The 8,770-nt window shown below is 71.4% G+C and carries 11 protein-coding genes; 3 read left to right on the top strand and 8 right to left on the bottom strand.

Annotated elements, in window-relative coordinates:
* Nucleotides 1-33 precede the first annotated feature (33 nt).
* From ABD932_RS15470 to ABD932_RS15455, 4 genes are all read right to left on the bottom strand, one after another.
* Entirely contained in the window at nucleotides 34-642 is a 609-nt protein-coding gene (locus ABD932_RS15470) for a DUF4352 domain-containing protein (RefSeq protein ID WP_345012920.1), read from the bottom strand.
* A gap of 145 nt (nucleotides 643-787) precedes the next feature.
* The gene (locus ABD932_RS15465) at nucleotides 788-1,252 is read right to left on the bottom strand and encodes a MarR family transcriptional regulator (RefSeq protein ID WP_345012918.1); all 465 of its coding nucleotides are present in this window, start codon (nucleotides 1,250-1,252) and stop codon (nucleotides 788-790) included.
* 139 nt (nucleotides 1,253-1,391) lie between these two features.
* The gene (locus ABD932_RS15460) at nucleotides 1,392-3,266 is read right to left on the bottom strand and encodes a rhamnogalacturonan lyase (protein WP_345012915.1); all 1,875 of its coding nucleotides are present in this window, start codon (nucleotides 3,264-3,266) and stop codon (nucleotides 1,392-1,394) included.
* Nucleotides 3,267-3,305: 39 nt separating this feature from the next.
* Nucleotides 3,306-4,274 carry a helix-turn-helix transcriptional regulator gene (locus ABD932_RS15455; protein WP_345012912.1) on the bottom strand — a complete coding sequence of 323 codons (969 nt, stop codon included), beginning with the start codon at nucleotides 4,272-4,274 and terminating at the stop codon, nucleotides 3,306-3,308.
* A gap of 39 nt (nucleotides 4,275-4,313) precedes the next feature.
* Between ABD932_RS15455 and ABD932_RS15450 the strand changes: the two genes are divergently transcribed.
* Nucleotides 4,314-4,793, top strand: a complete 480-nt coding sequence (locus ABD932_RS15450; protein ID WP_345012910.1) for a hypothetical protein — start codon at nucleotides 4,314-4,316, stop codon at nucleotides 4,791-4,793.
* Nucleotides 4,790-5,266 (top strand): hypothetical protein, encoded by a 477-nt coding sequence (locus tag ABD932_RS15445; RefSeq protein ID WP_345012908.1) that lies wholly within the window; start codon nucleotides 4,790-4,792, stop codon nucleotides 5,264-5,266. The genes ABD932_RS15450 and ABD932_RS15445 overlap by 4 nt, the downstream gene beginning before the upstream one ends.
* Here ABD932_RS15445 and ABD932_RS15440 read toward each other — a convergent pair.
* The 3 genes from ABD932_RS15440 to ABD932_RS15430 all read right to left on the bottom strand — a co-directional run bounded on the left by ABD932_RS15440 (nucleotide 5,235) and on the right by ABD932_RS15430 (nucleotide 7,463).
* Nucleotides 5,235-5,978 carry a class I SAM-dependent methyltransferase gene (locus ABD932_RS15440; protein ID WP_345012906.1) on the bottom strand — a complete coding sequence of 248 codons (744 nt, stop codon included), beginning with the start codon at nucleotides 5,976-5,978 and terminating at the stop codon, nucleotides 5,235-5,237. The two genes, ABD932_RS15445 and ABD932_RS15440, sit on opposite strands and share 32 nt — an antisense overlap.
* A gap of 5 nt (nucleotides 5,979-5,983) precedes the next feature.
* Entirely contained in the window at nucleotides 5,984-6,286 is a 303-nt protein-coding gene (locus tag ABD932_RS15435) for a 4a-hydroxytetrahydrobiopterin dehydratase (RefSeq protein ID WP_093905847.1), read from the bottom strand.
* Between the two features lie 88 nt (nucleotides 6,287-6,374).
* Nucleotides 6,375-7,463: an ADP-ribosylglycohydrolase family protein gene (locus ABD932_RS15430; RefSeq protein WP_345012904.1), complete on the bottom strand. Its 1,089-nt coding sequence runs from the start codon at nucleotides 7,461-7,463 to the stop codon at nucleotides 6,375-6,377.
* Nucleotides 7,464-7,493: 30 nt separating this feature from the next.
* On the opposite strand from ABD932_RS15430, the gene ABD932_RS15425 reads away from it, so the two are divergent.
* A complete protein-coding gene (locus ABD932_RS15425) occupies nucleotides 7,494-8,324 on the top strand; it encodes a helix-turn-helix domain-containing protein (protein WP_345012902.1) in 831 nt (276 codons plus the stop codon).
* Here ABD932_RS15425 and ABD932_RS15420 read toward each other — a convergent pair.
* Nucleotides 8,306-8,731, bottom strand: a complete 426-nt coding sequence (locus ABD932_RS15420) for a hypothetical protein (protein ID WP_345012900.1) — start codon at nucleotides 8,729-8,731, stop codon at nucleotides 8,306-8,308. The two genes, ABD932_RS15425 and ABD932_RS15420, sit on opposite strands and share 19 nt — an antisense overlap.
* Between the last annotated feature and the right edge of the window lie 39 nt (nucleotides 8,732-8,770).

The following is an 8,770-nucleotide window of genomic DNA, read 5'->3' as shown; positions in this document are numbered from 1 at the left end:
TGCCGGCCGTCGGCACGCGCCCTCTGTGCTCTCCTACAGCTTCCACTCCCCGACCTGCTCCGCGAAGCCCGAGTCCATCCCGAACGTGACGGTGGCCGCCTTCGAGGCCTTCGGCACCTCGAACACGACCCAGCCCAGCGCCTTCGCGCCGGGCTTCAGCCGGACGTCCGACGACATCGACGGTCCGGCCGTGATGTCGGCGATGACGGTCCCGAACTGCTGGCCCTGGTCGTCGGCTATCTTCGCGCCGTTCGCGGGGGCGTCGGAGTAGACCTTGGAGCCGGTGTTGACGAGCTGGAACTGGACACCGATCCACCGGCTGCCGTCTTCGGGGGCGAAGAACTCGTCACTGGACTTGGCGTTGTCGACGACCTTGACGACGGTGGCGTCCAGTCCGGTGCCGCTCTCCATGCCCTTGAGGGCGAGCGTGTCACCGACCTTGGCGACCTCGGGCGCGGCACTGCTCTTCTCGACGGCGGGCTCCTTCTCGTCGCCGCTGTCGGCCTTGGCGGAGGCGTTCGCCTTCGGCTTGTCGACGATCTCGTCGCCGGAGCCGGTGCCACAGGCGGTCAGACCGATCGCGGCGACGGCGACGGCCGCGGTGGCGGCGAGGCGAATGCGGGTGCGGGTGCGGTGGAACATGTTCTCCCCAGGTTCTCGGTAGTACGCATGTGAAGGACCCGTGGAGAACTTGCATGGTTGTACGGATCACCGAAAAAACGGCCCCGTGAAGCAACCTGGCGACCCGTTACACCGTCCGCCGGTGCGCGACTGCCCGCGACGCCCGTCAGTCGGGCAGGTTGCCGTCGCCGCCCAGGTTGGCGACCATGCGACGCAGGACGTTGATGGTGGTCACGAAGTCGGCCGTGTCGATGCCTTCGTGTGTCTGCTGATGCACGCGCAGGTTGCGCTCCCTGGCCCGAACGCGCCCGGACTCCCCAGCCTCGGTCAACGTCATGGCTCCTGCGTTCTCGGTGAGCCAACCGCGGGCGACCAGGTCGTCGAAGACTCCGTTGAAGTCGATCCCCAGGTCGTCGTACTTCGTCAGCCGCTCGATCAACGTTGCACGGGTCCACCTGCCCGGATCCCCGGCGACGTGATTGAGCGTCCACCAGTGCGGCTGCGTGAGGTCCTCCACCGCCAACTGCGCACGGATGGCTCCGACCACCAGCCGGTACGCCTCGCCGCTCCACGCACCGATCGGCTGGGCGGCCAGCTCTTCCTGCGCATACTCCCTGAGCGCCACGCTCACTTGTCGTCCCTCCCTCAAGCGATCACCAGAACGCGTTCACCGTAGAACCTCAAGTTTGGTTGAGGTCAACAACGGCGACCGCCGAGGGGGTTCGGACGGCCGCCGTTGCGTAGCGCCGGAGAGGACCGCTTCCCCTTGCTCAGGGCGTGTACACGGTCGGCCGGGGCGCCGTGGCCATGCCGTTGCCGATGAAGAAGCTCGGGTGCGGGGGCTGGTTGTATGCGGTGTTCTGCCAGGCGAGGCCCGTGCGGTACATCGTGTCGTGGAGCAGGGTCGTGATCTTCGTGTTCGTCTCGTGCGGCGTGGAGTAGATCCGCAGCGCCGTGTTGCCGCTCGTGCGCCAGATGACCTCTTCGCGCCAGTCGCCGAGGATGTCGCCGGAGAGGACCGGCGTGGCCTTGGTGCCGTTGTTGGAGGAGACGCCGGAGCCGGTCAGCAGGCGGGTGTCGGAGGACGTGCCGTACATGTCGATGCGGGTGCCGTCGAGGAGTTCGCGGACGGTGTCGCCGTCCCACCAGGACAGGAAGTTGACGGAGGACGGCTCGCGGCCCTTGGTGGCGCCGGCCTCGTCGCGGATCGAGGTGTCGGAGGCGGACCAGACCTCGGCGCCGTCGTTGCCCGCCCAGATGTCGCCGGCGACTCCGCGGCCGTTGTCGCAGCAGGCGGCGAGGGACCAGATCACGGTCCCGTTGGCCGGGTTGATGTACAGCTCGGCCGGCTGGGACGTGGACTCCGAGACCTTGAAGTACTCCAGGCCCGCGCGTGCGGGATCGAGGTCGCCGAGGTGCTGGGCGTCGCCGTGGCCGGCCTTCGTCGTCCACAGGCCGTAGCCGTTGTCGTCGACGGCCATCGCACCGTAGACGATCTCGTCCTTGCCGTCGTTGTCGACGTCCCCCACGGACAGACTGTGCGAGCCCTGGCCGTCGAACCCCTTGCCGGTGTTGGTGGAGGAGTTGGTGTCGAAGGTCCAGCGGCGGGTGAAGCTGCCGCCTCGCCAGTCCCAGGCGGCGATGACCGTACGGGTGTAGTAGCCGCGCGCCATGATGAGGGAGGGGCGGGCGCCGTCCAGGTAGGCGGTTCCGGCGAGGAACCGGTCGACCCGGTTGCCGTACGAGTCGCCCCACGACGCGACCGAGCCGCGAGCCGGGACGTAGTCCACCGTCTGCATCGCCTTGCCGGTCTGGCCGTTGAACATGGTCAGGTACTCGGGGCCGGACAGGATGTAGCCGGACGAGTTCCGGTGGTCGGCCGACGAGCTGCCGATCACCGCGCCCGTGCCGTCCACCGTGCCGTCGGCCGTCTTCATGGCGATCTCGGCCTTGCCGTCGCCGTCGTAGTCGTACGCCTGGAACTGCGTGTAGTGCGCGCCGGAGCGGATGTTGCGGCCCAGGTCGATGCGCCACAGCCGGGTGCCGTCGAGCTTGACGCCGTCGACGAACGTGTTGCCGGTGTAGCCGGACTGGGAGTTGTCCTTGGCGTTGGTGGGCTGCCACTTGAGGACGATGTCGAGGGCGCCGTCGCCGTCGAGGTCGGCGACGGAGGCGTCGTTGGCCTCGTAGGTGTACGCCACTCCGTCGGGGGTCGTGCCGCCGGCCGGTGGGCTGATCGGGACGTCCTTGTAGCCCGGGCGGAACTGGACGGCGTGGACCGAGTCGCCCTGCTCCACGCCGCCCACGATCGCGCGGACCGTGTAGTCGGCCTGTTCGGGGGCGCCGGAGTGGAAGTAGTTGGTGGAGCCGGTGATCGGGGTCGAGTTGACCTTCGTACCGGCGCGGTAGACGTTGAAGGAGACGTCGTTCGGGTCGGTGCCCAGCCAGCGCCAGCTGACCAGGTTGCCACTGGCCGTGTGGACGCTGACCACGCCCCGGTCCAGCTTCTCGACCTGGCGGGCGGTGGCGGCCTCCGCGGTGCCGACGCCGTTCAGGGTGGTGAGTCCTGCGGCGACGAGCGCGACGGTGGCGCCCAGCGCGGAGATGACGGCCCTTCGTCTGCGGTGCTTGTGCGGGTGCTGCACGAGACGTACCTCCTGGGAGGACGGACGGATTCCGAATCCTCAGTGGTCGCCGCGCACCGCGAAGTTGCCGTATCTTTCGGCCAGTTCGGCAGTCGTACGGGCGATCCGCTCGCGCAGCTCCGGCGGCGCCAGTACCTCTACGTGCGTGCCCAGGCGCAGGAACTCGCCGTGTGCGTGGTCGACGGACTCGATGGGGACGGTGGCCCGGATCCAGCCGTCGTCGTCGGTACGGCCGTTCGCGGTGACGGCACGGGCGAGCGGCCCGGAGAGCGCGGCCCCCGGGGCCAGACGTACCACCGCCTCCGCGCGGTACAGGCGGTCGTGGAAGTCCCGCTGGTACGCCTCCCAGTACGCGGCGAGGTCGAAGGCCTCGGGGCGTGTGAACTCCTCGTCGGACGCGGCGAGTTCGAGGATCTGGTCGACGCGGAAGGTGCGCGGTCCGGGGCCGGCGACCACGTACCAGCGGCCCGCCTTGAGGACCAGGCCGTACGGCTCCAGGCGGCGCTCCACGTCGGTGGGCTCGCGCCAGCGCCGGTAGACGACGTGCAGCACCCGGCTGTTCCACACCGCGTCGGCGACCGCCGGGAGGAACGGGGTCTCTTCGCCGTCCGCGTACCAGCCGGGGGCGTCCAGGTGGAAGCGGCCGCTGATCCGGTCGGCGTGGACGCGGAGCTCCGCGGGGAGGGCGGCGCGGACCTTGAGCTGGGCGGCGGCCAGGACGGAGCCGAGACCGAGCTCGGCGGCCGGTCCCGGGACGCCCGCGAGGAACAGCGCCTCGGCCTCGTCGGCGGTCAGGCCGGTGAGCCGGGTGCGATAGCCGTCCAGGAGGCGATAGCCCCCGGCGTGACCGGCGTCGCCGTACAGCGGCACGCCGGCCGCGCTCAGGGCCTCCACGTCACGGTAGACGGTGCGGACGGACACCTCCAGCTCCTCGGCGAGCTGGGCGGCGGTCATCCGGCCCCGGGTCTGGAGAAGGAGCAGGATCGAGACGAGTCGGCTGGACTTCACTGACACATGGTGTCAGTGAAGCGGTCCTAACGTCCTGGCATGAGCTTCACCGAGAAACTGCTGACGGTGCCGCCGCCGATCGAGGTGGCCGGGCGGCACATCAAGCGCTACCACGTCACCGCCGACCCGGCGGGCATCGCGCCGGAGGTCGAGAAGGCGGCGTACGCGATCCTGCCGGACCTGCTGCCGGAGCCGGACGGCACGCCCCCGGCGACGTTCGTGGTCCTGCACCGGGGCGGGGACGACGGCGCCTACCTCAACGCCTACAGCTGGGTGTGGGACAACGTCCTGCACTTCAAGGGCGCGGCGGCGGGCCAGCCGGTGCTCGGCTGCCCGGACGACGACCCGACGCACTTCGTCACGCCCGACCTGCCGTGGATCGGCTGCGTCTGGGAACTCCCGCCGATCCTGCACGAACGGGACGCCTGGGTACGGCACCTGCTCGCGCCCGAAGTCCCCGATCTGAAGGCCTACTTGGCCGACTCGCTGCCCGAAGGAACCACTGGAGACCGCATATGAGCAGCCCGCACGACTTCGACTTCTTCCACGGCGAGTGGGACGTCGTCAACCGTAGCCGCACCGACTTCCTCGACCCGGACAGCGACTGGGTGGAGTTCCCGGCGACCAGCCGCTGTTGGCCGCTGTTCGACGGCGCCGCCAACATCGACGAGATCGACATGCCGCACCTCGGCTCGAAGGGGCTGACGCTGCGCCTGTTCGACCTGGAGACCGAGCAGTGGTCGCTGACCTGGTCCTCCAGCCGCACCGGCAAGCTGTTCCCACCGGTGTCCGGGCGCTTCGAAGGCGAACGCGGCGAGTTCCACGGCGACGACACCTACGACGGCAAGGACGTACGGGTGCGGTTCGTCTGGTCGGGCATCTCGGCCACCACGGCCCGCTGGGAGCAGGCGTTCTCCGTGGACGGCGGGGACACCTGGGTGTCGAACTGGGTCATGGAGTTCACCCGGGCTTCCGGAACGCCCGGAGCGTGAACACCGGGTCCGGCCGGGGTCGGTCCTGGTCCGGGAGGCGGGCCAGCCTGGCGGCGAAGTCGTCGGCGCGCGCGTCGCCGGGCGGGAGGGTGACGAACCAGCCCCGGCGCAGGTCGGCGACCGTGCGGCGGGGGCTGCGGCCCTGGCCTCGGCCCGTGAAGCCGGACTGCCCGGCCGGCAGGAGGCCGTGGTCGAGGGCGTACGACTCGACGCGCGCCGCCTCGTCCCGGGCGGGGCGTTGCGGGCGGGAGGCCATGACGGCGTCGATGTCGCTGCCCACGTTGTGCGCGGCGGCCTTGTCGACCGTGGTGACGTAGACCCCGCCGGGCCGCAGCATCCGCGCGCACTCCCCGACGGTGGCCCGCACGTCCTCGTCCGTGCGGGCCAGGTGCAGCAGCCACACACTGCTGACGGCGTCGAACCGGCCGCCCGGGAACGGCAGCCGACGGCTGTCGGCGAGCACGACGGCACCGGGCATACGGGCGGCGGCCTGGCGAGCCATGCCGGGCGCGAGATCGACGCCGGTCACGCACAGGCCGTCCCGTCCGGCGGCGAGCCGCCGCGTCACGATGCCGGTGCCGCAGGCGACGTCGAGCAGGCGCCGGGTCCCGTCCGGCAGAAGTCCCAGCACGGCCTCCGCCGCGGCCGCCGCCCTGGGCTCGCCGCCGCGCGAGGCGTCGTACCGCTCCGCTTCCTTGTCGTAGTCCAGCACGCGCGTCAGTGTGCCCCGTGACCAGGGGCGAGCTCCTCGATTTTCCGGGCGAGCAGGAAGTCCCGCTTCGTCACGGCGCCCACCGTGTGGGTGTTCACGGTGAGGGAGACCGTGTTGTAGCCGAGGGTCAGGTCGGTGTGGTGGTCGAGCTCCTCCTGGACCTGGGCGATGTGCACGACCATCGCCGTGGCCGCGAAGTGCGAGGGGAGCCGGTAGGAGCGGGCGATGCGGTCGCCCTCCTGCGACCAGCCCGGCAGCTCCGCGAGCCGGTCCTCGATCTCCTTCTGCGACAGCGGTTCGAGGGGCATGGCCTCGCTCCTTCCTGCACCGGCGGGTTCGTCTTCAGCGTGCCACAGCCTGGACGCGGCGGCCCTGGTCAGACGGGTTCCCCGAAGGTCAGCGCCGCACGCCTTCGGCCGCCAGGTCGTCGGCCAGCGCGGCGATCTGCGCCCGGCCCTCGACCTGCTCCAGCCACTCGTGCGGCAGGCCGTGGTCGCCGTACCGGACGCCCAGCAGGTTGCCGCAGACGGAGCCGGTGGAGTCGCTGTCGCCCGAGTGGTTGACGGACAGCAGCAGCGCGTCCCGCACGGAGGGCGCGACGAGCGCGCAGTACACGCCGATGGCGAGGGCCTGCTCGGCGATCCAGCCCTCCCCCAGGGACTCGACCTTCTCCGCGGTCGGCGAGCCCTGTTCGGCCAGGTCGACGGCCTCGGTGAGCGCGGCCGAGGTCTCCTCGTGGCCGGGATGGCGCCGCAGCAGCCGTAGCGTGCGCAGGACCGCGCCCTCCAGGGAGTCGCCCGCGACGAGGTGTGCCACGATCGCGGCGAAGGCGCCCGCCGCGTAGTAGCCGGTGGGGTGACCGTGGGTGATCTGGGCGGCGCGGGCGGCCATCGCGAAGGCCGCGTCGGCGGTGTTCACCAGGCCGAAGGGGGCCGAGCGCATCACCGCGCCGCAGCCCTTGGAGTCGGGGTTGACCTCGCCGGGCCTGCCGTCGAGGGCGAGCGACGGGTCGGGGGCGTACATCTGGGTGATCCCGGAGACGCAGGCGTTGCCGGGGGCGCGGCGCGCGTACAGCCAGGCCTGGGTGATCAGACCGCCGTCGGGGGCGCCGCTCTGCGGGGGCGCGGCGTGCTCCGGGCCGGGGTGGCGCTGGGTCTCCAGCCAGCGCTCGTACGCCCAGCGCACCAGCAGGGCCCAGCCGCCGCCGATGCCCTTGAGCCGCTCCCGCCGGTGGGCCTGGATGAGGGCCTCGGCTGTGAAGAGGGACATCTGGGTGTCGTCGCTGATCCGGGCCACGTCGCTGTCGCCGGCGAAGAGGAATCCGGTCACTCCGCGCTCTCCGTTGGCGGCGCGGATCCGGTCCAGCGAACTGAACTCGACCGGGTAGCCGAGGGCGTCACCGAGGGCCCCGCCGAGCAGGCAGCCACGCACCCGGGCGCGGTACACGGCCTCGCCCGCCAGGGTCGACATCCACGGCTCGTTCATTGCACGCGCTCCTCGACTACGGTCGTACTCATGACCATTGTCCCGCCCGGCGCCGCCGCACCCGCCACCGCCCCCGCCGACCACGGCGTCGGCCCCCTGCTGCGGGCCTGGCGCGAGCAACGGCGGGTCAGCCAGCTGGAGTTGGCGCTGCGGGCGGACTCCTCGGCGCGGCACATCAGCTTCATCGAGACGGGCCGTTCGCGACCGAGCGAGGAGATGGTGCTGCGGCTGGCCGAGCACCTGGACGTTCCGGTACGGGAGCGCAACGCGCTGCTGCTGGCCGCCGGCTACGCCCCGCGCTACCCCGAGACCCCGCTGGACGACCCGGCACTGGACGCGCTGCGCGCGGGCATGGAGCGGCTCATCCAGGGCTACGAGCCCTACCCGGCCCTGGTGGTCGACGCGATGTACAACGTCCACGCCGCCAACCGGGGCATCCTGACGCTGCTCGACGGCATCCCCGAACACCTCCTCACGCCCCCGCTGAACGCGATGCGCCTGACCCTGCACCCGGAGGGCCTCGCGCCGCGCATCCGCAACCTGCGTGAGTGGCGCGGGCATCTGCTCGCCCAGATGGACCGGCAGATCGCGCTGCGCCGCTCCGAGCCGCTGCGCCGGCTGTACGAGGAGGTGGCGGCGTACCCGGTACCGGAGGAGACGCCCGGCGCCGAACCGGCCGAGCCCGTCCCGTACTTCGCGCTGCCGATGCAGATCGAGCACGAGGGCCGCGTCCTGTCCTTCATCTCCTCCATCTCCACCTTCAACACCCCCATGGACGTGACCGTCGCCGAGCTGGCCATCGAGACGCTCCTCCCGGCCGACCCGGCGACGGTCAAGTACCTTCAGTCGCTGATGCCCTGACGGGCCTTCAGCGCCGCGTACTGCAACCCGGCGAACCCGGCGACGGTGAGCGCCTGCAGCACGGTCCACACCGCGCCCGCCGCGGTCGGCGACAGCCACACCGCGAGGGCGACCAGGCTCAGCGCGGTCCAGCCGAGGTTGGCCTCGATGACGGCCCGTACCGGCAGCGCGGCAGGCCGGGCACGCGAGGCGAGCAGGCCCACGGCGGCCGCATACACGGTGAGGAACGCGCCGAGGGCGAGGAGCAGCCCCGAGTCGACACCGAGGAAGCGGCCGAGCGGTCCGGACACGGCAAGGTAGGCCAGCCCGTTCGCCCCGGTCACCACCGCGTCCAGGGCCAGGAAACGGCGCAGCACGGTCTGCGGGTCGGAGGTCCGGGCGAGCGCGGCGAGCGAGGTGGCGGACATGGTGAATCACCCTCCGTCGGGGTTGGGTTGAGGTGGCCG

The sequence above is a fragment of the Streptomyces shaanxiensis genome (assembly GCF_039537145.1).
Taxonomy (GTDB): domain Bacteria; phylum Actinomycetota; class Actinomycetes; order Streptomycetales; family Streptomycetaceae; genus Streptomyces; species Streptomyces shaanxiensis.
Note: the sequence above shows the minus strand (reverse complement) of the source record. Positions and strands in the feature narration are given on the sequence as shown.

What these genes read in the sequence shown, in the direction of transcription:
- ABD932_RS15450 (WP_345012910.1), top strand. Translation starts at nt 4,314, where the DNA reads ATGAGCTTCACCGAGAAACTGCTGACGGTGCCGCCGCCGATCGAGGTG.
- ABD932_RS15435 (WP_093905847.1), bottom strand. Translation starts at nt 6,286, where the DNA reads ATGCCCCTCGAACCGCTGTCGCAGAAGGAGATCGAGGACCGGCTCGCG.
- ABD932_RS15430 (WP_345012904.1), bottom strand. Translation starts at nt 7,463, where the DNA reads ATGAACGAGCCGTGGATGTCGACCCTGGCGGGCGAGGCCGTGTACCGC.
- ABD932_RS15420 (WP_345012900.1), bottom strand. Translation starts at nt 8,731, where the DNA reads ATGTCCGCCACCTCGCTCGCCGCGCTCGCCCGGACCTCCGACCCGCAG.
- ABD932_RS15470 (WP_345012920.1), bottom strand. Translation starts at nt 642, where the DNA reads ATGTTCCACCGCACCCGCACCCGCATTCGCCTCGCCGCCACCGCGGCC.
- ABD932_RS15425 (WP_345012902.1), top strand. Translation starts at nt 7,494, where the DNA reads ATGACCATTGTCCCGCCCGGCGCCGCCGCACCCGCCACCGCCCCCGCC.
- ABD932_RS15445 (WP_345012908.1), top strand. Translation starts at nt 4,790, where the DNA reads ATGAGCAGCCCGCACGACTTCGACTTCTTCCACGGCGAGTGGGACGTC.